At 53.9% G+C, this 21,953-nt stretch carries 16 protein-coding genes and 1 pseudogene; 6 read left to right on the top strand and 11 right to left on the bottom strand.

Features of this window, described 5'->3' with window-relative positions:
- The first annotated feature begins 88 nt into the window (after window positions 1–88).
- Window positions 89–1,249, top strand: coding sequence for a cystathionine gamma-synthase (gene metB, locus K7H21_RS27290; RefSeq protein ID WP_004127265.1), 1,161 nt, complete (start codon window positions 89–91; stop codon window positions 1,247–1,249).
- A gap of 2 nt (window positions 1,250–1,251) precedes the next feature.
- On the top strand, window positions 1,252–3,684 hold the full coding sequence (locus K7H21_RS27285) for a bifunctional aspartate kinase/homoserine dehydrogenase II (protein WP_142444984.1): 2,433 nt from the start codon (window positions 1,252–1,254) through the stop codon (window positions 3,682–3,684).
- Between the two features lie 39 nt (window positions 3,685–3,723).
- Here the strand turns inward: K7H21_RS27285 and K7H21_RS27280 are convergent, their stop codons facing one another.
- On the bottom strand, window positions 3,724–4,095 hold the full coding sequence (locus tag K7H21_RS27280; protein WP_139529975.1) for a carboxymuconolactone decarboxylase family protein: 372 nt from the start codon (window positions 4,093–4,095) through the stop codon (window positions 3,724–3,726).
- Window positions 4,096–4,186: 91 nt separating this feature from the next.
- Between K7H21_RS27280 and K7H21_RS27275 the strand changes: the two genes are divergently transcribed.
- From K7H21_RS27275 to K7H21_RS27265, 3 genes and pseudogenes are all read left to right on the top strand, one after another.
- The gene (locus K7H21_RS27275; protein WP_170101104.1) at window positions 4,187–5,092 is read left to right on the top strand and encodes a LysR family transcriptional regulator; all 906 of its coding nucleotides are present in this window, start codon (window positions 4,187–4,189) and stop codon (window positions 5,090–5,092) included.
- 166 nt (window positions 5,093–5,258) lie between these two features.
- Complete coding sequence (metF, locus tag K7H21_RS27270) at window positions 5,259–6,146, top strand: methylenetetrahydrofolate reductase (protein ID WP_004127280.1); 888 nt, start codon at window positions 5,259–5,261, stop codon at window positions 6,144–6,146.
- Window positions 6,147–6,246: 100 nt separating this feature from the next.
- Window positions 6,247–6,556 (top strand): annotated as a pseudogene (locus tag K7H21_RS27265) (EamA family transporter); the annotation flags it as partial.
- 164 nt (window positions 6,557–6,720) lie between these two features.
- Here the strand turns inward: K7H21_RS27265 and nagE are convergent.
- From nagE to K7H21_RS27220, 9 genes are all read right to left on the bottom strand, one after another.
- Window positions 6,721–8,736 (bottom strand): N-acetylglucosamine-specific PTS transporter subunit IIBC, encoded by a 2,016-nt coding sequence (gene nagE / locus K7H21_RS27260; RefSeq protein ID WP_004127285.1) that lies wholly within the window; start codon window positions 8,734–8,736, stop codon window positions 6,721–6,723.
- A gap of 268 nt (window positions 8,737–9,004) precedes the next feature.
- A complete protein-coding gene (gene nagA, locus K7H21_RS27255) occupies window positions 9,005–10,147 on the bottom strand; it encodes an N-acetylglucosamine-6-phosphate deacetylase (protein ID WP_004127287.1) in 1,143 nt (380 codons plus the stop codon).
- A 9-nt stretch (window positions 10,148–10,156) separates the two neighbouring features.
- Complete coding sequence (gene nagB / locus K7H21_RS27250) at window positions 10,157–10,894, bottom strand: glucosamine-6-phosphate deaminase (protein WP_004127295.1); 738 nt, start codon at window positions 10,892–10,894, stop codon at window positions 10,157–10,159.
- Window positions 10,895–10,903: 9 nt separating this feature from the next.
- Window positions 10,904–11,818, bottom strand: coding sequence for a glycyl-radical enzyme activating protein (locus K7H21_RS27245; RefSeq protein ID WP_004127298.1), 915 nt, complete (start codon window positions 11,816–11,818; stop codon window positions 10,904–10,906).
- 98 nt (window positions 11,819–11,916) lie between these two features.
- Window positions 11,917–14,340, bottom strand: coding sequence for a glycyl radical protein (locus K7H21_RS27240; protein ID WP_223035482.1), 2,424 nt, complete (start codon window positions 14,338–14,340; stop codon window positions 11,917–11,919).
- A gap of 162 nt (window positions 14,341–14,502) precedes the next feature.
- Window positions 14,503–15,252 (bottom strand): DeoR/GlpR family DNA-binding transcription regulator, encoded by a 750-nt coding sequence (locus K7H21_RS27235; protein ID WP_004127304.1) that lies wholly within the window; start codon window positions 15,250–15,252, stop codon window positions 14,503–14,505.
- 134 nt (window positions 15,253–15,386) lie between these two features.
- Window positions 15,387–16,490, bottom strand: coding sequence for a bifunctional L-1,2-propanediol dehydrogenase/glycerol dehydrogenase (gene gldA / locus K7H21_RS27230; protein ID WP_004127305.1), 1,104 nt, complete (start codon window positions 16,488–16,490; stop codon window positions 15,387–15,389).
- A 56-nt stretch (window positions 16,491–16,546) separates the two neighbouring features.
- On the bottom strand, window positions 16,547–17,209 hold the full coding sequence (fsa, locus tag K7H21_RS27225; RefSeq protein WP_004107558.1) for a fructose-6-phosphate aldolase: 663 nt from the start codon (window positions 17,207–17,209) through the stop codon (window positions 16,547–16,549).
- Window positions 17,210–17,414: 205 nt separating this feature from the next.
- Entirely contained in the window at window positions 17,415–18,278 is an 864-nt protein-coding gene (locus tag K7H21_RS27220; protein WP_004127311.1) for an AraC family transcriptional regulator, read from the bottom strand.
- A gap of 151 nt (window positions 18,279–18,429) precedes the next feature.
- Between K7H21_RS27220 and zinT the strand changes: the two genes are divergently transcribed.
- Entirely contained in the window at window positions 18,430–19,077 is a 648-nt protein-coding gene (gene zinT / locus K7H21_RS27215; protein WP_004127314.1) for a metal-binding protein ZinT, read from the top strand.
- 97 nt (window positions 19,078–19,174) lie between these two features.
- On the opposite strand, the gene ppc is transcribed toward zinT, so the two are convergent.
- Window positions 19,175–21,826: a phosphoenolpyruvate carboxylase gene (gene ppc / locus K7H21_RS27210; RefSeq protein ID WP_049113499.1), complete on the bottom strand. Its 2,652-nt coding sequence runs from the start codon at window positions 21,824–21,826 to the stop codon at window positions 19,175–19,177.
- Between the last annotated feature and the right edge of the window lie 127 nt (window positions 21,827–21,953).

Here is a 21,953-nt window from a genome sequence, read left to right as displayed (position 1 = left end):
TTAGATGTCCAGATGTATTGACGTCTATTATAACAATGATTACTCTGGTGCCTGACTTTTCACCGACTCAGCCCAGGAACTCCCCAACATGACGCGTAAACAGGCCACCATCGCAGTGCGTAGCGGTTTAAATGACGACGAGCAGTACGGTTGCGTTGTCCCGCCCATTCATCTCTCCAGCACCTATAACTTCACCGGATTTAACGAACCTCGCGCCCACGACTACTCTCGTCGCGGTAACCCGACCCGTGATGTGGTGCAGCGTGCGCTGGCGGAGCTGGAGGGCGGCGCGGGGGCGGTTCTGACCAATACCGGCATGTCGGCTATTTTGCTGGTCACCACCGTATTCCTGAAACCGGGCGATCTGCTGGTGGCACCGCACGACTGCTACGGTGGCAGCTACCGCCTGTTTGATAGCCTGGCGAAGCGCGGCTGCTATCGCGTGCTGTTTGTCGATCAGAACGACGAGCAGGCGCTGAGCGCCGCGCTGGCGGAAAAACCGAAGCTGGTTCTGGTCGAAAGCCCAAGTAATCCATTGCTGAGAGTTGTGGATATTGCGAAAATCTGCGGTCTGGCGCGTGAGGCCGGAGCGGTCAGCGTGGTGGATAACACCTTCCTGAGCCCGGCTTTGCAGAATCCGCTGGCGCTGGGCGCCGATCTGGTGTTGCATTCATGCACCAAATATCTGAACGGCCACTCTGACGTGGTGGCCGGGGTGGTTATCGCCAAAGATCCGGCGACCGTCACCGAACTGGCATGGTGGGCGAATAATATCGGCGTCACCGGCGGAGCGTTTGATAGCTATCTGCTGCTGCGCGGCTTACGTACGCTTTCTCCGCGTATGGAAGTGGCGCAGCGCAACGCGCTGGCGATTGTCGACTATCTGAAAACCCAGCCGCTGGTGAAAAAACTGTACCATCCGTCCCTGCCGGAAAACCAGGGGCATGAGATTGCGGCGCGTCAGCAAAAAGGTTTTGGGGCGATGTTAAGCTTCGAACTGGATGGCGATGAGCAGACGCTGCGTCGTTTCCTGAGCGGGCTATCGCTGTTTACGCTGGCGGAATCGCTGGGCGGCGTGGAAAGTCTGATTTCCCACGCAGCGACGATGACCCATGCGGGCATGGCGCCTGAAGCGCGTGCGGCCGCCGGGATCTCAGAAACGCTTCTGCGGATTTCGACCGGTATTGAAGATGGTGAAGATTTAATTGCCGACCTGGAAAATGGCTTCCGGGCAGCAAACGAGGAATAAACATGAGTGTGATTGCGCAGGCAGGGGCGAAGGGTCGTCAGCTGCACAAATTTGGTGGGAGTAGTTTAGCGGATGCGAAATGTTACCTGCGCGTCGCGGGTATCATGACGGAGTATTCGCAGGCGGGCGATATGATGGTCGTCTCTGCCGCCGGCAGTACCACCAACCAGTTGATCAGCTGGCTGAAGCTCAGCCAGACCGATCGCCTCTCTGCGCATCAGGTGCAACAATCGCTCCGTCGTTATCAGATGGATCTCATTTCCGGATTGCTGTCGCCAGACGCTGCCGACACGCTGATCGCCACGTTTATTCAGGATCTTGAGCGTCTTGCCGGGCTGCTGGATGGCGGCGTTACTGACGCGGTATATGCCGAAGTCGTTGGTCATGGCGAAGTCTGGTCGGCCCGCCTGATGGCGGCGGTGCTGAACCATCTGGGCGTAGAGGCCGCCTGGCTGGATGCGCGTAGCTTCTTACGCGCCGAGCGCTCCCCGCAGCCGCAGGTGGATGAAGGCCTCTCCTATCCGCTTTTGCAGCAGCTGATGGCTCAGCACCCGAACAAACGTCTGGTGGTGACCGGCTTTATCTCGCGTAACAACGCCGGAGAAACCGTTCTGCTGGGGCGTAATGGTTCCGATTATTCCGCCACCCAAATCGGCGCACTGGCCGGGGCGTCTCGCGTCACTATCTGGAGCGACGTGGCCGGGGTCTACAGCGCGGATCCGCGGAAAGTGAAAGATGCATGCCTGCTACCGCTGCTGCGCCTTGATGAAGCCAGCGAGCTGGCCCGCCTGGCGGCGCCGGTGCTACATGCCCGTACGCTGCAGCCGGTCTCCGGCAGCGATATCGATTTACAATTACGCTGTAGCTACACCCCGGATCAGGGCTCTACGCGCATCGAACGCGTGCTGGCTTCCGGCACCGGGGCGCGTATCGTCACCAGCCACGATGATGTCTGCCTGATTGAGTTTCAGGTGCCTGGTGGTCAGGATTTCAAACTGGCGCATAAAGAGCTGGACGCTATTTTAAAACGCGCCCAGCTGCGGCCGCTGGCGGTTGGCGTACACGCCGACCGTAAGCTGCTGCAGTTCTGCTACACCTCTGAAGTGGCCGACAGCGCGCTGAAGCTGCTGGACGAAGCGGGGCTGCCGGGCGAGCTGCGTCTGCGTCAGAAGCTGGCGCTGGTGGCGATGGTCGGCGCCGGCGTGACCCGTAATCCGCTGCACTGCCACCGTTTCTGGCAGCAGCTGAAAGGCCAGCCGGTAGAGTTTACCTGGCAATCAGAAGAGGGCATCAGCCTGGTCGCGGTACTGCGCGCCGGGCCGACGGAAAGCCTTATTCAGGGCCTGCATCAGTCGTTGTTCCGCGCGGAAAAGCGTATTGGGCTGGTACTGTTTGGTAAAGGCAATATCGGTTCACGCTGGCTGGAGTTGTTCGCCCGTGAGCAAACGACACTTTCCGCCCGTACCGGTTTTGAATTTATTCTTGCCGGCGTCGTGGATAGCCGCCGCAGCCTGCTCAATTATGAAGGCCTCGACGCCAGTCGTGCGCTGGCTTTCTTTAATGATGAAGCGATTGAACAGGATGAAGAGTCGTTGTTCCTGTGGATGCGTGCGCATCCGTATGATGATTTAGTTGTGCTTGATGTGACCGCCAGCGAGCAGTTGGCCGATCAGTATCTTGATTTCGCCAGCCATGGCTTCCACGTTATTAGCGCGAATAAGCTGGCTGGCGCCAGCAGCAGCAGCAAATATCGCCAGATCCACGATGCGTTCGAGAAAACTGGGCGACATTGGCTGTACAACGCTACCGTCGGAGCCGGTTTACCGGTCAACCACACGGTACGTGACTTGATTGATAGCGGCGATACCATTCTCGCGCTAAGCGGTATTTTCTCCGGCACCCTCTCCTGGCTGTTCCTGCAGTTTGACGGTACCGTGCCGTTTACTGACCTCGTCGATCAGGCCTGGCAGCAGGGGCTGACGGAGCCGGACCCGCGTGTCGATCTCTCCGGGAAAGACGTGATGCGTAAGCTGGTCATCCTGGCGCGTGAAGCGGGTTACAATATCGAGCCAGATCAGGTGCGCGTAGAGTCGCTGGTGCCCGCTCATTGCGAAGAGGGTTCTGTTGATCACTTCTTCGAGAACGGTGAAGAGCTGAACGAACAGATGCTGCAGCGCCTGGAGGCGGCGCGTGAAATGGGTCTGGTATTGCGCTACGTGGCGCGTTTTGATGCCAATGGTAAAGCCCGCGTCGGCGTTGAAGCGGTGCGCGAAGAGCATCCGCTGGCGGCGCTACTGCCGTGCGATAACGTCTTCGCCATTGAGAGCCGCTGGTATCGCGATAACCCGCTGGTCATCCGTGGTCCGGGCGCCGGTCGTGATGTGACCGCCGGGGCGATTCAGTCGGATATCAACCGCCTGGCGCAGCTGCTGTAGTCATAAATAAAAGACCAGGCAACGCCTGGTCTTTTCGCCTTAGTGCGCAGCGAAAACTTCTTTGGCGGCAAACAGGCCATTCAGGGCCGCCGGGAATCCGGCATAGACCGCCATCTGCATGATAACTTCGGTAATCTCTTCCTGTGTCAGGCCGACATTTAACCCGGCGGCGATATGCACTTTTAGCTGCGGTGCGGCATTGCCGAGGGCCGTGAGCGCGGCGATGGTGGCAACTTCACGGCTGCGCAAATCGAGCCCTGGCCTGGCGTAAATATCGCCGAAGGGGAACTCAATCAGATAGCGGGCAAAATCGGGGGCGATATCCTTCAGGCTGTTGACGACGGCATCGCCGCCTTTGCCGTCCACGCGCTGTAGCATTTCTTGTCCGGTGGTATAACGTTCGCTGCTCATAGCCTATTCCTCAGTGTGATTATGCGTTACGAGGAAGGTTAGGGAAGTTTACCGGACTTGAGTAATACCCTTTTCGTGATACCTTTTCAGTATGACAAATTCACGCTTACAGAATCTGGATGTCCGCCTGCTGCGCTATTTCGCAGTGGTTGCGGAGGAAAGTAACATCAGCCGAGCGGCTCAGCGGCTCTTTATTTCGCAGCCGCCGCTGAGCCGTCATATTCGTCATCTGGAATCTCAACTGGGGGTGGCGCTATTTTTGCGCCACACCAAAGGCTTGATTCTGACCGATGAGGGAAAACGGGTGCTGGACATCGTTCGGCCGCTGTTGTGTCTTCAGGAGCGCACCCTGTCGGCGCTGAGCCAGCTCTCGGCGCCTGCGCAGCAGCTTCTGCGGATCGGGCTGACGACGGCCTTTGAACAGGGCGTTTTCGCCGCCGCGGAATCCGCTCTGGGGGAACAGACCGGCGCTTTACATATCACTCGTCAGTCATCACCGGCGTTGGCCCGGCTGGTGCGAAAGGGCAAGCTGGATGCGGCGCTGGTGGCGCTGCCGCTGAATACCGAGGGGCTTCACCTGCATCCTTTGTCTTACCAGGAGCCGCTCATCGTAGCGTTACCCGCATCCTGGCCGGAGGCCGTCACGGCGGACCTGACGTTAAGCGCGCTCAATCACCGGCCGTTGTTCTGGTTTCCACGCGAGCGTAATCCTGATTTTTTTGACTATACGCGGCGTATTTTTGATCGGGCAGGCTATTCGCCCGCTTACGTTGAGGAGCCCGCCGAGCATGATGTTCTGCTGGCGCGCATTGCGCGCGGAGAAGGCATGATCCTCCTGCCAGCCTCTTTTTCCGCGATTCAGCGGCAAGGGGTGGTCTTTTGTCCTCTTCGGGACGCCAGCCAGCAGCTTCCTCTTAGGCTGGGTGTGGTCACGATGCCCGCAAATGAGGGGTTACGGGAAAGGGTGATAGCAGTTCTTGAAAAATCATTACCTTAGCGAATGCGCCATGAATTAATTTCATCTTGTCTGAATATTCCTCACTGTTTACGCTGATTTTTCTATTGACGCCGGTGCTCTTTTCCGTCATTTTTACATCTGGACGTCTAAACGTATAGAAGTTCGCAACACAACAAACAATAAAATGCGATTGATGAGGTAAGGTATGAGCTTTTTTCACGCCAATCAGCGGGAAGCCCTGAATCAGAGCCTGGCGGAAGTGCAGGGCCAGATTAATGTTTCTTTTGAATTCTTTCCGCCGCGCACCAGTGAAATGGAGCAAACCCTCTGGAAATCCATCGATCGCCTGAGTAGCCTGAAGCCGAAGTTTGTCTCCGTGACTTACGGTGCTAACTCCGGTGAACGTGACCGCACCCATAGCATCATCAAAGGTATAAAAGAGCGTACCGGTCTTGAAGCCGCGCCGCATCTGACCTGTATTGACGCCAGCCGTGATGAGCTGCGCGCCATTGCCCAGGATTACTGGAATAGCGGGATTCGCCATATCGTTGCGCTGCGTGGCGACCTGCCGCCGGGCAGCGGTAAGCCGGATATGTATGCGGCAGACCTGGTCACTCTGCTGAAAGAGGTCGGAGACTTTGATATTTCCGTCGCGGCTTATCCGGAAGTCCATCCTGAAGCTAAAAGCGCGCAGGCTGACCTGCTTAACCTGAAGCGTAAAGTTGATGCCGGGGCAAATCGCGCGATTACCCAGTTCTTCTTCGACGTTGAAAGTTACCTGCGTTTTCGCGATCGTTGCGTCTCGGCCGGTATCGATGTCGAAATCATTCCGGGTATCCTGCCGGTCTCTAACTTTAAGCAGGCGAAAAAGTTTGCCGATATGACCAACGTGCGTATCCCGACGTGGATGGCGAAAATGTTTGAGGGCCTGGATAATGACGCCGAAACTCGTCAGCTGGTGGGTGCGAACATTGCGATGGATATGGTGAAGATTTTAAGCCGTGAAGGGGTGAAAGATTTCCACTTTTACACGCTTAACCGCGCGGAAATGAGTTACGCAATTTGCCACACTCTGGGCGTGCGACCGGCTTAACTCCCATTCCGTTTTCCTCTTCTTATCCTTCCCTTTTTTACGCGGCGACGAAAAAATTCATTCGGCGCCGCTTCTTTTGGTTTATCACCACGTCGGCAAAGCGAGTATTTTAGGCGAACGCATGCGGCGAATACAGTATGCCGCTATTGGACTGACGGCATTCGGTTTATTGCTGGTGCTGCAGGCATGGCAGCTCGACTTCTCCTTGATGAAAGCGCTCTGCTGGCGATTCGTTCCAGCATCAGCTGGGGAGCCAGCGCCATCATTGTGAAGCGAAGGTATGTTCACTATCCAGGCGTTGATTTACTCGCTCTGACGACCTGGGAAATGGTGTACGGCGCGTTGGTGATGAGTGCGGTGGCGTGGCTGGTTCCGCAGTATCAGCCTGGGTTTTCTGGGCATTGGTATTTTGGCCATTGTGAGGCGCTGACTGCTATCAGCATGAAAAAACGTGTGGCGCGGGTGCAGAGCGCATGAGGCGGTCTGCACCCCATTGAGATTCTCGTCCAGTGGCATACGTTGCCAGCCCTCTTCGGCCGCCAGCGCGACGGCCGTTTTCCTTCAATGCTTTCTCTTATCCCTTAATCTCATAAAGCAGGGTTTGTCCGGCGATAACCTGGCCTTTAGCCTTAATTTCCAGGCAGCCAAAGTCCTCAACGTTGCTACACACCACTGGACTTATCATCGATCGCACGTTTGCGTTGAGAAAATCAAGGTCCATCTCAAGCACTGGCTGCCCCGCAGCCACTTCGCTACCTTCTTCAATCAACCGCTTAAATCCCTGGCCGTCAAGCGCGACGGTATCCAGCCCCATGTGGACTACGATCTCAGCCCCTTTTTCCGTTTCGAGGCAAAACGCGTGATTGGTATTGAAGATTTTGACGATTGTCCCCGCGGCGGGAGAGAGGACGATATTGCTGGTGGGCTTGATGGCGATGCCGTCACCGACAGCTTTGCTGGCAAAAGCTTCGTCCGGCACTTGTTGCAGTTCCACCACCTCACCGCTTACCGGAGAGAGTAGTTCGGCGATAACAATGGCGCCAGCCGTAGTGCGGGGTTTGTTAACAACAGGCGTGGTGGCAACTGGTAGAGCTTCAGCAGCATCAACATGACCAGCGGTTTTCATCTCATTGGCAATTTTCTCTGCAATAAATCCGACGATAATCTGCACATTTGTATTGTTCAGGCGGATCACGCCACTGGCACCCAGGCGTCTTGCCAGCGCTTCGTTGACCAGTGTAGCGTCTTTAACTCCCAGGCGCAGGCGGGTAATGCAGGCATCAATAGAGGTCAGATTATCGGAGCCGCCAATCGTCGCAATGTACTGGCGGGCCAGCGCGGTTACACTTTGCTCTTTATTGTCGCTAACATTTATATCTTCACCATCAGCAGCGCTTCCGGCAACGGCGAGTTCACGACCTGGGGTCATCAGATTAAATTTAGTGATGGTGAAACGGAAGACCAGATAGTAGATAGCGAAGAACACCACCCCCATTGGGATCAGCAAGTACCACTGCGTCGCCAGCGGGTTACGCGAGGCCAGCACCATGTCAACCAAACCGGCGCTGAAGCCAAAACCGGCAATCCAGTGCATGCTGGCAGCAATGAAGACCGAGAGGCCAGTCAGGGCCGCGTGAATGACGTACAGCACGGGCGCTACAAACATAAAGGAGAATTCCAGTGGCTCGGTGATCCCGGTAAAGAAGGCGGCAAAGGCGCCGGCCATCATAATACCCATGACTTTGGCTCTGTTTTCCGGGCGTGCGCATTGATAAATCGCCAGTGCAGCTCCCGGCAGGCCAAACATCATGATCGGGAAGAAACCAGCCTGGTAGCGGCCGGTAATGCCGAGTACCGCTTTGCCTGAAGCAAGCGACTGTGCGCCGCCGAGGAAATTGGGGATATCGTTAATACCGGCTACATCAAACCAGAACACCGAGTTGAGAGCGTGATGCAGACCAACGGGTATCAAAAGGCGGTTGAAGAAGGCGTAGACTCCAGCTCCCAGTGAACCTAGCTTCTGGATATGTTCGCCAAAGCTCACCAGGCCGCTGAACACCACTGGCCAGATAAACATCAGTATGAAGGCAACGATAATCATGGCGAAAGAGGTGATGATCGGTACCAGACGGCGGCCGCTGAAAAAGGAGAGCGCTTTTGGTAACTCGACGCTGCTGAAACGATTGTAAAGCTCGGCGGCGATAATTCCCACCATGATACCGATAAACTGGTTTTTAATTTTGCTAAAGGCGGCAGGTACCTGATCTGCCGGTATTTTTTGGATCATTGCAACGGCGGCTGGCGAGCAAAGTGTGGTTAATACCAGGAAACCCACAAATCCTGCCAGCGCGGCCGCGCCGTCTTTATCTTTTGACATGCCGTATGCGACTCCTACGGCAAAAAGTACGCCCATATTATCGATAATGGCGGCACCGGACTGAATACATAACGCTGCAAGAGCATTAGAACTTCCCCAACCATTGGGATCAATCCAATATCCGATACCCATTAAAATTGCTGCTGCGGGCAATGTGGCGACTGGCACCATTAGCGCACGCCCCACCTTCTGGAGATAACCCAATATATTCATTATCGTTCTCTTAGAAAATAAAATCCTGAAGCCAGCGTGACCGTGAGGGCATTTATACTGGCTGACCCTGCGATGGGTATTGCGGTGTTATAACCGCTTTGTTTTTGTGGTTTTATTTTTAAGGGAATAAGAGAAAGGTTAATGTTATCTCTGTCGCATTTTATTAAATACTTTACAAGGTAATATTTTTAATAATTTAAAGGCGTAAGAAAATAGCAGCCATTTTTCAATGTCCGCTTATTTGTTTTATGCTCGGTAATTAAAAAGGTTAATTTACTGAATAGGCGATGACTCCTTTGCAGTATGTTGTATTAACCTGATAGTCATCTTCTAATATAACGATGTCAGCATCGAATCCGCGCTGTAATTTACCTTTCCGGTTCTCTAACCCTAACAATCTGGCGGGGTTGATGGTGCAGGATTTTAATGCTGAGGCAAAGGGTACTGTCGCACCCTCAACCATATTATAGAGCCCGCGATTCAGCTGTAGAGTACTGCCCACCAGTACACCATTTTCACGTCGGGTTGCACCATCCGGACCTAAAATCATTGGTTCACCACCAAACATATAGCGGCCAGGAGGGCAACCTTTTGATTTCATTGAATCGCTAATCATAATGACGTCATCATCATTCTTAATGCGATAGAGATTAGCGGCAGAAACCAGGCTCACAAAAATGCCGTCGGCGATCAATTCGCCGTAAAGACCGTCGAGTCGGAGCGCGGCGCCCAAAAGGCCCGGTTCACGGTTGACATATTTCGCCATCCCGTTGAAAACATGGGTGACATTTTTTGCGCCATTAGCGACCGCTTCCAAAGCCTGTTCGAAGGAGGCATCCGAATGACCCAGATTGACCACGATACCTTGCTGAGTGCAATAGCGTGTTAACGCCAATTCGGCATCTTCTTCTGGCGCAAGGCTGATGGCGATGATTCGCCCATGAGCTGCACGTTCAAAGGCTTGAAACGCGCTGACGCTGGCCGGCCGAATCTGTTTTTCCGGCTGTGCGCCGCGGTAAAGCTGGCTAAGAAATGGCCCTTCCAGATGGATGCCGAGAATTTCCGCACCCTGGTAACCTTCATCCATAACGCGCGAGATATTTTCCAGCGCAGCAAACAGAGTGGTATCTTCATCGGTCACGGTCGTGGGACAAAACGCGGTGACGCCTTCTTCCGGCAGACGATACGTCCAGCGTCGAAGCCCCTCAGGATCGTCTTCGTTAGTATCATAGTCCCAGGCGCCGTGGGCATGAGTGTCAATCAACCCTGGTATTATGCGCCGTGAGCCATAGTCCTGGTCAACATTTGGGCTGAGCCCCAGCGTGATATCGCTGATAACACCATTTTCCAGGGTCAGCTGCGCCGGATAGAAACCACCCGCTAGCCAAACACGTTCACTCTGGATTTTCATATATCCACCTTATGCGTTGATGAGCGATGCTGCCTCGCGGTCGCAAATAATGGTTACGTCTGGATGCATCAGTAAGAACGAGGCGGGGAATAATGGGTCGACACGAGTGCACTCATGAAGCTGTTTAATGACCGCCGCTTTTGATTTACCGTTAGCAATCAGGACAATTTCTTTACTTCTTAGAATAGTTCCCATACCGAGCGTTATCGCCCGTAGCGGCACATCTTCTTTACGTGAGAAGAATCGAGCGTTGGCCTCTATGGTTTCTTCATTAAGATCAATAATATGGCAGACAGGGCTATGAGTGGGATGAGGTTCGTTAAAACCAATATGCCCATCGTGACCAATGCCAAGGATAGTGATATCAAAATCACCTTGCGCCTGAATTTCACGCTCATAGCGTGCGCATTCTGCGTTTAAATCTTCAGCCAGAACGTTGGGTGCAAAGGTATTTTCACAAGGGATATTAGCGTGCTGATAAAAATAGTGCTCTAAAAACCAGTAATAGCTTTGCGGATCGTCCTTCTTTAGCGGGATATATTCATCAATGTTAAATGATCTGGCGTGTGCGAAATTAGCCTCTGCGCTTTTAGCCATTCGACTCATTTCTGCAAGAAGGCCCACAGGAGTTCCTCCGGTAGGTAATGCCATCACCAAATTCGGTTTTTTCGCTAGCGCAATCGCTACCCGACTAGCCGCCAGCTCACTCATTTCTTTGTAGGTTTCAGTAATGATAAAATTTAACATGTTTATCCTTTAGCCGCCTATGGTTGCTTTCAGACCAATTTCTTCGGCGTAATGTTTTATTTGCTCTGTCATTTCTCGCTGGCAGCCAGGAATATTATTCAGAAGATAGGGCATGCCAAGTTTTTGATACTTTCCAACACCGTAGATGTGATATTCCAGAATATCGACCTGCTGAACCGCAGCGCCCAGCTTGCGGATAAAATCCAGGCGTTGACGGATATCTTCCGGATCGTCATTACGTGTGGGGACAATGACCATGCGCGCAAGCATGGGGGTACCCATCGCCGCGATCGCTTTGGCATTTTCAAGGATCAACCGATTATCTACGCCGGTACAGGCGAGATGCGTCTCGGCATCAAAGGCCTTAAAATCGTAAGAGACCAGATCGACCGCTTCGATCAGCGGGCGCAGTTTCTCCCAGCGAATATGCCCGGCAGTATCAAGGCAAACGTGCACATCCGCCTCTTTTAACAGTAGAGCCGTCTCCCTGACGAACTCAGCCTGCAGTGCAGGCTCGCCGCCGGAAAAAGTAACGCCACCGTGGCTGGAGTCGTAAAATGATTTATCGCGCAGCAGCAGATTGGCCAACTCGTGGGAGGACATCTCCTTACCCACTTTTTCGTAACCGTCATAGGGGCACATATCGACCATATCCAGCAGGTTGGTACAGTTTTTTCGATCGATATTCACGCCGTTACCCGGTGTCGCCATGGTAATGGTGTTATTGACTGCGGCCTTAGCGCAGGTGCCACACTGGCGGCAGCGTTCCTTAAACCAGAAAACGTTGAAACCTGGTCTGATAGTCTCCGGATTCGCACACCACTGGCAGCGTAAATTACATTGCTGCATAAATACGGTACTACGTATTCCTGGACCGTCTTTGGTCGAGTAACGCTGAATGCGTGAAATCAGGCCAGTTCTCATATTACCTCCATATATACCCTAAATAATTCGGGTGGCAGGATAAGGACGCTATAAGCGTCCTTAACAACGTAACTGCAACTCGAAGTATGTCGGGATATCTACCAGGCCAGTTCTGTGCGGGCAATAATCGCGTCCTGCGCTTCCGGCATCAGCGTCGAGAACAGAGCGCAGTAACCCGCAACGCGGACCATCAGATTCGGATAATCTTCCGGGCGCTCTTTAGCCGCGCGTAAAAGATTCGAATCGATGATGTTGAACTGGTTATGGAAGATATTTTTCTCGCGACTGGCTTCCATGAAATGAGTGAATTTCTCCAGATTATCGTCGCCTTCCAGCGCGCTCGGTGTAAATTTCATGTTCAGCAGCTGGCCACCGGCGATTTTCTGGTTAGGCAGTTTCGCGACGGAGTTGATCACCGCAGTCGGGCCTTCTTTGTCCGCGCCAAGGCATGGTGATGCGCCTTCGTTCAGCGGTAGAGTGGCCAGGCGGCCATCCGGAGTTGCGCCAACGTCAAAACCGTTTGGTACATATGAAGTGATATTGGAGGTGGACATGGTGTACCCACAGCCCTTCGGTCCCTTACCGTAACGGTCGGTTTTGTATTTCGGCAGCAGCTTCAGGTAGGACTCGAATACGTCGGCGACGATGTGATCAACGTAGTCGATATCGTTACCGAACTTCGGCGCGTTACGGCACAGTTTACGCACGCGGGCGCCTTCGATGCCTTCAAAGTTGCAGTCCATCGCATCGCGAAGCTGCTTCAGAGTCAACACCTTGTCATCAAAGACCAGCTTTTTCACCGCTGCCAGACTGTCGCCAACCACTGATGGACCGATATTGGATGAGCTAACGAAGTCATATTCAGCGCCGCCATTTTTCAGGGTTTTGCCGCGCTCCAGCGAGCAATTGATGGTGGCAGAAGCAAAGGCGTCGGCATCGTGATATTTCAGCGCACGGTCGCAGACCAGGTCACAATCAACAGCCAGATCGGAGTAGAATTCCAGCAGCTGATTCCACGCGGCCCAGACTTCATCATAAGATTCATAATTAATCTCACGACCTTCCTTACCGTTGACTTTGACCAGCTGTACGCCAGTTGCCGGGTCGCAGCCGTTGTTCATCACCAGTTCAAGAATTTTGCCGAAGTTTACGTAGGTCATCCCGGTGGCTCGATGGCCCCAGCGCCCCGGAATCGCGGTTTCGACACAACCCATTGAGGCATATTCACGCGCGACTTCTTCCGTCAGGCCGAGAGTCATCATCGCCGGGATAACCACTTCGTCGCAGAAGATGGACGGCATGCCGAATCCTTTACGGATCAGTTTTGCTGAATCCTGCATCAGCGAGTGCGGGGTATCTTTAGAGAAACGTACGCTCAGGTTTGGCTCTGGCAGGCCGGTCAATGCCATGGCTTCCAGCGATAAATAAGAGAGATCGTTGGTACCGTCGGTGCCGTCCGGCTTCATACCGCCAACCATCAGGTTGGAGTAGAGCGGGTAGCCGCCGCTGTACTGCGTGTGGCCCCACGGGCGCACTTTATTCAGACTGTTGGTCATGATGAAGAAGTGGGTCAGGATCTCCAGCGCTTTTTCTTTGCTGATTTTTCCGGAGTTGATATCCGCCTCGTAGAACGGCCAGACGTACTGGTCAAAACGGCCGAAAGAGAAGGAATGGCCGTTACTTTCGATCATCATTAGCAGGTGAGTCAGGTAGACGGTTTCTACCGCTTCGTAGAAGCTTTGTGCTTTGCCTTCCATCAGGTGAGCGAACATTTCGCTCATCGTCAGTAGTTCGTTACGGCGTTTAGCATCGGCGGTTTTTTCCGCCTCTTCTTTTGCCAACAGAGAGAAGCGTTTGCAGTAATGCAGCGCCGCATCCATGGTGATGATGACCGCCTGGTAGAAATCCGTCTGTTCTTCAGTCAGGTCCTGGTCTTCCGCCAGATGTTGTTTTGCGATATCACGCATCCCACCGTAGCCGACTTCCAGTACAAAGTCATGGTTCGGAATGATATGGCCATCGCCAGACATACTGATACCGCCGCGGTGTAGTACCCCCTGTTTTTCTGCCAGGCGGTTTATTTGCGGTAGGTTAGTCAACACTTCATCCTGGTGTGTTTTCCCCTGCCAATAATCCTGCAGCACACGCAAGCGTGCTTTGGTTTCTTCAGCAACCTGAAAGCTGTCGCCTGAACGTTTATCGAACTCGTCCAGCTCGTCAATGACCCAGTTAAACGAGTATTCCGGGAACACCGGGGCGGCAAAATTGGCGCTTGCCTGATTACCGACGATCAGCATGTCCGGTTCGATATAGATAGTCATCTTTTCCAGAATATCGGCCATCGCTAACGCCCGGCGAATCACAATGGATTTACCCTCAGAACGTTTGAAGGATTCGGTGATGATCTCCGCGCGTTCCGGGCAAATGGTCGCCACGCGGTGGAACATCTGATCTTGTTTTTTGGCGATACGATTGAAATCACAATCGTTGTTGGTGGGTTTGAAGCTCAGTAATCCGTTCATAAAGACCTCAATTCTGGAGTGGGTATCCCTATTCCACGCCTGAGGTGTTCTTTTGTCAATAAAAAAATGATCTATTTTGTTTCTTTTGACTTTAATGAATCCAAATGGAACATTCTAAGGGTGCAAAAAAACACAGACGCCTGTTGTCAGACGTCTGTGCGATCAGGAGTGAGTATCTGCCAGCAATAGCTGTACGTTTTGCGTTTTAATCAGAGAGAGGGTGTCGTTGGGGAGGTCGGTCTGGCTGATAACGAGGTCGAGGTCAGCCAGACGAGCATGGCCAGCAAGAAATGTTTGGCCAAACTTGCTTCTGTCTGCCAGTAGTATTTTTTGCCTTCCAGCACGCATCAGCGCTTGCTTGACGTGGGCATCGGTCATTTTGGGTACCGTCAGTTCTCCCAGTTCGTTAATACCCTGAGTACTGAGGAAGACCTTATCGGCATGGATATTACGAAAGAAATCAGCGGTGCTGAAGGAGATCATCCCTTGGGTATCGTCCTCGTACTCACCTGGTGCCACGATTAATTTAATATTTTTTCTCCCTTTCAATAGATTAACTACTGGAACGGAATTCGTTATCACCATGATTTTTTTATCAAAAATAAACTGTGCCAGGGCCAGTGGCGTGGTACCGCAATCGATAATAATCGTATCGCCATCCTCAACCAGTTCGGCGGCTTTCTGGCCAATCAGATGCTTGTCATCGACCATCTGTATTGATTTGAGCTGGAAACTGGGCTCGACGCTGGCACCGCTTGTCAAATAGGCCCCGCCGTAGGTTGTTTTTACAATACCTTGTTTTTCAAAGAAAGACAGGTCGCGACGGATGGTCATTTTGGTGACGCCGAACTTTTCGGCGAGTTCATTGACGACGACTTTTTTGTCCTGTTGCAGAATGGCATAAATACTCATTCTTCGATCTGATGATTGCATGTCTACGATACACCCGGAGGAAAATCGCACTATAAAACACATCATTCAGGCTGACAATGGGGGATGAAAAGAACATGAAAGAACACACCCACCGAAGCAGGTGTGTGCAGAGGTTATTCCCACTCTTGCAGGAAGCGTTGACCGTATTGGTCGGCGACCAGAAGCGCCGCATAGACCTGATCCGGCGTCGCGCCGCCGGGCATATTGTGGATGGTCTCACCTTCCGCGCAGGCGGCTTCCGCGACGGTACGCATTTTGCCCGGGATATCGGTTTTAATATCCAACTGCGCCAGGGTGATAGGCAGCCCGACGCTATGGCACAGCGCTGCTACGGTTTCGATCTCTTCCACCGGCGCGTTTTCCAGTACCAGCTGCGTAAGCGTACCGAAAGCCACTTTTTCACCATGATAGTAGTGGTGAGCGTCCGGAATAGCGGTCAGACCGTTGTGAATAGCGTGCGCAGCCGCCAGGCCGCCGCTTTCAAACCCGACGCCGCTCAGGTAGGTGTTAGCTTCAATCACCCGTTCCAGCGCAGGCGTCACAACGTGCTGCTCTGCCGCCAGCATGGCTTTTTCACCCTCTTCAATCAGCGTGTTGTAGCACAGTTCAGCCAGCGCCAGCGCCGCCTGGGTGCATTTACCGCCAGCCATGGTGGTCGCGCCGCTGCGGGAGCAGGCACGCGCTTCAAACCAGGTCGCCAGCGCGTCGCCGATACCGGCTGCCAGCAGGCGTGCCGGGGCCCCAGCTACGATTTGCGAGTCAACAATAACCATGTTCGGGTTGCGCGGCAGCATCAGATAGCTATCAAACTCGCCATCATCGGAATAAATGACCGAGAGCGCACTGCACGGCGCATCGGTGGAAGCAATCGTCGGCGCAATAACCACCGGAAGATTCATAAAATGTGCTAATGCTTTTGCGGTATCCAGCGTCTTGCCGCCGCCGATACCGAGCACGGCTGTGCATTGGACAGAATCGGCGATACCACGCAAGCGATTGATTTCATTGTGTGAGCATTCACCGCCAAACGGAGCGATTTCACCGACCAGCCCAGCATCCGCCAGGCTTTTACGCAGTTTTTCTTCGGCAAAACCGAGTACGAATTTATCGCCAACGATGAGCCAGCGTTCAGCCAGCGGTTTGAGGTAGCCGCCAAGGCGAGTCATTGCGTCTGCGCCCTGAATATACTTACCGGGTGATTGAATAATGCGATCCATTTCTATTCCTCCTGGATGACCGTGATGCCACCCCCCTGGGCGGCTCGCCGATCGGGTTACAGGTTCAGAGTTCCAAAGGCGTTATTCCAGTCCTGCTCAAACTTCTCAATGGCTGACTCTACCGCAGGGGTACCGAGCATTTGTTGCGCTACATCTAACGGAAGGGTGATAGCTTCGCAACCGGCTAACAGGCAATCCAGCGCCTGGCGTGGAGTTTTGAAGCTGGCGGCCAGCACTTTGCTTTCCGGCGCATGCAGTTCCAGCAGGGACTGCAGCTCCTGGACCATGCGGATGCCGTCACCGCCCTGGGCATCGACGCGGTTTACGTAAGGGGCAACATATTTTGCCCCGGCCAGCGCGGCCAGCAGGCCCTGAGAGGCGCTGTAGACCGCCGTGCCAAGTGTAGGGATGCCTTCTTTTTTCAACAATTTGATAGCGGCAAGGCCTTCGGCAGTGACCGGGATTTTTACCACGATACCGGGGACGGCGTTGCTCAGGCGTTTGGCTTCTTCCACCATGCCCTGCGCGTCGCGGCTCATGGTCTGGGCGAACAAAATACCTTCCGGGCCGACGGCTTTTTGCAGGCGCGGCAGAACATCCCAAACCGGCGTTTTACCGGCAGCGATAATGCTCGGGTTGGTGGTCACGCCGGCCAGCGGGTAGATACGCGCCAGGCGTTCAACTTCTGCTACGTTTGCGGTGTCCAGATAGAGTTCCATGATTCTTTCCTCAGTACATAATTCGGTAGTGTCGTTGAGGTAAGAATACGGCTTTCACTCGAAGGGTCGCCAGATGACAAATTTGCCAAAAACTGGATAAATGTACGCATTATGAGTAAGGATGATTTAGATCACGTTTATCCCGTAATACGGATTAAAGTGGAAGTAAAAGTGCGCACAAAAGTCAGGTTTAACACACAAAAATCTAGTTTTTTGCTGAGGCCGTTTTTTCCGTCAGCTGGCTATGATATTGACGGCGATACTCTGACGGCGAGCGTTCGGTGTTTTTGCGGAACAGGCGGCAGAAGTAGTTGCTGTCGGCGAAACCGCACGCGTGGGCGATATCTTTTACTTTCATATCGTGACCTTTTAACAGCATTCGGGCCTGCTCCAGGCGGATGTGATTCAGATACTCGTTAAAGCCCATTGGCCCGCATTTCTGGAACAGATGGGATAGATAGTTTGGCGAGAGATAAAACGCCTGCGCCACCGACTCCCGGGTTAATGGGTCGGCAAAGTGGGCGTCAATATGCTTACGAATCGCTTCAAAAAGCGCCTGGCTGCGCGATGAGGTTTGTACCTGGCTGCCCAGCAGATCGGCACAGTGGCTGAGCAGGCTGGTGACGATAAAGCGGGCCGTGTACTGCTCCCGCGGCTGCATCTGCATTTCATTCAATGCCTGCAGCAGAAAAGAGCCGACCCGGGGACCGCGGCGCGGAACCTGCTGTTTATCCAGCACGTTAAGCGCGCTGCCGTCCCAGTGGCGCAGGACGAATTCCAGCTGCTGTTTACCAAATAAAATAGTGAGCAGAGTGGAGGGCGTCATCCATTGCGGGTCATTCCATCCGCCAGCGGGAATATACAGCACATCGTGCGGCATGAGCTGGGTGCGTTCGGCATTAATCGCTGGATCGTGAAGCTGGCCTGCAAGCATGATTTCGAGGCGCGGAAAATCGACGCATAGCGCATTCTCAGAAGCCGGTCTGGTCTCTGTGGAAAAGCGGATTTTGCCGATTACCGCTGGGCCTTTAATAAAAGAATCAATGGCCTGATTAATATCGCTATTCATTCTCTCTCCGCGTAATGCGATCTCTTTTCATCATACCTAACAAACTGACAGAGGGAAAAGCCGCGCGGTTTTTCTGCGAAGAGTATTGTAAGATTTGATTGATATGTTATATCGTAACATATTATTGCAAGCCTAAACTCAGGAGAGAGTGATGACCAAAAAGATTTCCGCGCTGGCGTTTGGCATTGGCATGGTAATGGCGAGCAGCCAGGCTTTTGCCCACGGTCACCCTGGCCATGGCCCGGCGCTGACCGAAGCGGAACAAAAGGCGAGCGAAGGTATTTTTGCCGACCAGGACGTAAAGGACAGGGCGCTGAGCGACTGGGAGGGGATCTGGCAGTCGGTTAACCCCTATCTGCTGAACGGGGATTTAGATCCGGTTCTGGAGCAGAAGGCCAAAAAGGCCGGTAAAAGCGTGGCGGAATATCGGGAATATTATAAGAAGGGCTACGCTACCGATGTCGACCAAATTGGTATCGAGGATAACGTCATGGAGTTTCACGTCGGGAAAACCGTCAACGCCTGTAAGTACAGCTATTCCGGTTACAAAATTCTGACCTACGCATCCGGTAAAAAAGGCGTGCGCTACTTGTTCGAATGCCAGCAGGCGGATTCAAAAGCGCCGAAGTTTGTTCAGTTTAGCGATCATACTATCGCGCCGCGCAAGTCCCAGCATTTCCACATATTCATGGGCGATGAGTCCCAGGACGCGCTGCTGAAAGAGATGGATAACTGGCCAACCTACTATCCTTATGCGCTGCACAAAGAGCAGATTGTCGACGAAATGCTGCACCACTAATAAAAAATAGCTCCGGTAAACGTGATGCTTACCGGAGCTACGGTTTTTAACCCGGCTCGCGCTACGCTTAGCCGGGCTACAGGTTCCGCAAGGCGAACTAGCCGGTGTTACGCATGCCTGCCGCAACGCCGGCGATAGTGACCATCAGCGCTTGTTCAACGCGCGGATCCGGTTTTTCACCTTTCTCTTCCGCCAGGCGTGAACGATGGAGCAGCTCGGCCTGGAGCACGTTTAACGGGTCGGTATAGATATTACGCAGCTGGATGGACTCCGCGATCCACGGCAGGTCGGCCATCAGGTGGGAGTCGTTGGCGATTGCCAGCACCACGTTGATATCGGCGGACAGCAGTTGGCGCAGCTCTTCACCGAGCTTCCATAGTTCCGGTTTCACCAGACGCTGATCGTAATATTCCGCCAGCCACAGGTCGGCTTTTGAGTAGACCATCTCCAGCATGCCGAGGCGGGTAGAGAAGAACGGCCAGTCGCGGCACATGCTTTCCAGCTCGCTCTGCTTGCCGCCTTCAACGACTTTTTGCAGCGCGGCGCCGGCGCCCAGCCAGGCTGGCAGCATCAGGCGGTTTTGCGTCCACGCGAAGATCCACGGAATGGCGCGCAGCGACTCGACGCCGCCGGTCGGGCGACGTTTTGCCGGACGCGAGCCCAGCGGCAGTTTACCCAGCTCCTGCTCCGGCGTTGCGGAACGGAAGTAAGGAACAAAATCTTTATTTTCACGCACGTAGCCGCGGTACATCTCGCAGGAGACATCTGATAGCTCGGCCATGATGTCGCGCCATTGCGCTTTGGGCTCCGGCGGCGGCAGCAGGTTGGCTTCCAGAATCGCGCTGGTATAGAGCGATAGGCTGCTGATGGTGACTTCCGGCAGGCCGTATTTAAAGCGGATCATCTCGCCCTGTTCGGTGACGCGCAGGCCGCCTTTCAGGCTTCCCGGAGGCTGAGAGAGCAGGGCCGCGTGCGCCGGCGCGCCGCCGCGACCGATAGAACCACCGCGACCGTGGAACAGGGTCAGCTCAATACCGGCTTTTTCACAGGTCTTAATTAAGGCGTCCTGCGCCTGGTACTGCGCCCAGGAGGCGGCCATCACGCCCGCATCTTTCGCCGAGTCGGAATAGCCAATCATGACCATCTGTTTGCCCTGGATAAAGCCGCGATACCAGTCGATATTCAGCAGTTGGGTCATGACGTCGTCTGCGTTATTCAGGTCGTCCAGGGTTTCGAACAGCGGGGCGACCGGCAGCGCGAAGCCGATGCCAGCCTCTTTCAGCAGCAGATGTACTGCCAGGACGTCTGACGGCGTTTTGGCCATTGAAATCACGTAGGCCGCAATCGAGCCGCGCGGCGCCTCGGAGATGACTTTGCACGTCTCAAGCACTTCGCGAGTTTCTTCGCTTGGCTCCCACTGGCGCGGCAGCAGAGGGCGTTTAGAGTTCAGTTCGCGGATCAGGAAGGCCTGCTTATCGGCTTCTGACCAGCTTTCATAGTCGCCGATGCCGAGATAGCGGGTCATTTCGCCCAGCGCTTCGGTGTGGCGGGTGCTTTCCTGACGGATATCGATACGCACCAGCGGTACGCCAAAGGCTTTTACGCGGCGCAGGGTGTCGAGCAGCTCGCCATTGGCGATAATGCCCATGCCGCAGGCTTGCAGCGATTGGTAACAGGCGTAAAGCGGTTCCCACAACTGCTCGTTTTGCGTGATAAGACCCGCTGGTTTCGGCAGTTTCTGCCCTTTCAGGCGCGCTTCCAGCCAGGCCTGCGTCTCCATCAGCTGCGTGCGCAGCTTTTTCATCAGGTAACGATAGGGTTCCTGCGCGCCTTCCGCGCCTGCCAGATCGCGCAGCTCATCGGTGCACTCGACCATTGATAGCTCGGAAATCAGCACCTGGACGTCTTTCAGGAACAGATCGGTTGCTTTCCAGCGGCTGAGTAGCAGGACGTGGCGGGTAATGTCGGCAGTCACGTTCGGGTTGCCGTCGCGGTCGCCGCCCATCCAGGAAGTAAAGCGAACCGGAACAAAGTCGACCGGCAGCCGATAGTTCAGGTTGTCTTCCAGCTGTTCATTCAGCTCGCGCAGGTAGTTCGGTACGCCTTCCCACAGGCTATTTTCAACAACTGCGAAGCCCCATTTCGCTTCATCCACCGGGGTCGGGCGATGTTTGCGGATTTCATCGGTGTGCCACGACTGGGCAATCAGCTGGCGCAAACGGCGCATGACCTGATGACGTTCATAGTCCGCAATGTCGTTGTTATCGAGCTGCTTCAGGCAACTGTTGATTTCACCCATCTTATGGATCAGCGTACGACGCGTGATTTCGGTCGGGTGCGCGGTCAGCACCAGTTCCAGCGACAGGGATTCAACGGCTTGCTTAATAATGGTTTCGTTGAGGTTGGGTTGCTCTTTAAGCTTTCTCAGGGTGCGGGCAATCACTTCCGGATTACTGGCCGCTTCGCCTTTTGGCGAAATGCTGTGGTATTGCTCAGCGGTATTCGCCAGGTTCAGAAACTGGCTAAAGGCGCGCGCCACCGGCAGTAGCTCGTCGTTGGACAAGTTTTGCAACGTGGTGAGCAGTTCCTGGCGGTTGGCTTCATTGCCAGCGCGAGAAGATTTGGACAACTTACGGATAGTTTCGACACGATCAAGAATGTTTTCTCCTAGCGCATCCTTGATGGTGTCGCCCAGCACCTTACCGAGCATACTGACATTACTACGCAAAGCGGAATATTGTTCGTTCATGTTACCCCAGACACCCCATCTCATTTTATTTTGTTATATCCGGCGCTCGATAATTTGAGCAGTGGATAAGCAACCGTCTTTTATAAAGCCACGTAAAAACCCCCACGTCAATTGTTGCGAAATCGCT

The organism is Klebsiella sp. CTHL.F3a (assembly GCF_019890895.1).
Classification (GTDB): Bacteria; Pseudomonadota; Gammaproteobacteria; order Enterobacterales; family Enterobacteriaceae; genus Klebsiella; species Klebsiella grimontii.
This window is presented reverse-complemented; position numbering and strand designations above follow the sequence as displayed.

Excerpts from the sequence above, each read along its gene's own strand:
- K7H21_RS27280 (WP_139529975.1), bottom strand. The coding sequence starts at position 4,095 with ATGAGCAGCGAACGTTATACCACCGGACAAGAAATGCTACAGCGCGTG.
- nagA (WP_004127287.1), bottom strand. The coding sequence starts at position 10,147 with ATGAAAATCCAGAGTGAACGTGTTTGGCTAGCGGGTGGTTTCTATCCG.
- K7H21_RS27275 (WP_170101104.1), top strand. The coding sequence starts at position 4,187 with ATGACAAATTCACGCTTACAGAATCTGGATGTCCGCCTGCTGCGCTAT.
- K7H21_RS27285 (WP_142444984.1), top strand. The coding sequence starts at position 1,252 with ATGAGTGTGATTGCGCAGGCAGGGGCGAAGGGTCGTCAGCTGCACAAA.
- K7H21_RS27220 (WP_004127311.1), bottom strand. The coding sequence starts at position 18,278 with ATGAATAGCGATATTAATCAGGCCATTGATTCTTTTATTAAAGGCCCA.
- zinT (WP_004127314.1), top strand. The coding sequence starts at position 18,430 with ATGACCAAAAAGATTTCCGCGCTGGCGTTTGGCATTGGCATGGTAATG.
- K7H21_RS27235 (WP_004127304.1), bottom strand. The coding sequence starts at position 15,252 with ATGAGTATTTATGCCATTCTGCAACAGGACAAAAAAGTCGTCGTCAAT.
- metF (WP_004127280.1), top strand. The coding sequence starts at position 5,259 with ATGAGCTTTTTTCACGCCAATCAGCGGGAAGCCCTGAATCAGAGCCTG.
- metB (WP_004127265.1), top strand. The coding sequence starts at position 89 with ATGACGCGTAAACAGGCCACCATCGCAGTGCGTAGCGGTTTAAATGAC.
- nagB (WP_004127295.1), bottom strand. The coding sequence starts at position 10,894 with ATGTTAAATTTTATCATTACTGAAACCTACAAAGAAATGAGTGAGCTG.
- gldA (WP_004127305.1), bottom strand. The coding sequence starts at position 16,490 with ATGGATCGCATTATTCAATCACCCGGTAAGTATATTCAGGGCGCAGAC.
- fsa (WP_004107558.1), bottom strand. The coding sequence starts at position 17,209 with ATGGAACTCTATCTGGACACCGCAAACGTAGCAGAAGTTGAACGCCTG.
- K7H21_RS27245 (WP_004127298.1), bottom strand. The coding sequence starts at position 11,818 with ATGAGAACTGGCCTGATTTCACGCATTCAGCGTTACTCGACCAAAGAC.
- K7H21_RS27240 (WP_223035482.1), bottom strand. The coding sequence starts at position 14,340 with ATGAACGGATTACTGAGCTTCAAACCCACCAACAACGATTGTGATTTC.
- ppc (WP_049113499.1), bottom strand. The coding sequence starts at position 21,826 with ATGAACGAACAATATTCCGCTTTGCGTAGTAATGTCAGTATGCTCGGT.
- nagE (WP_004127285.1), bottom strand. The coding sequence starts at position 8,736 with ATGAATATATTGGGTTATCTCCAGAAGGTGGGGCGTGCGCTAATGGTG.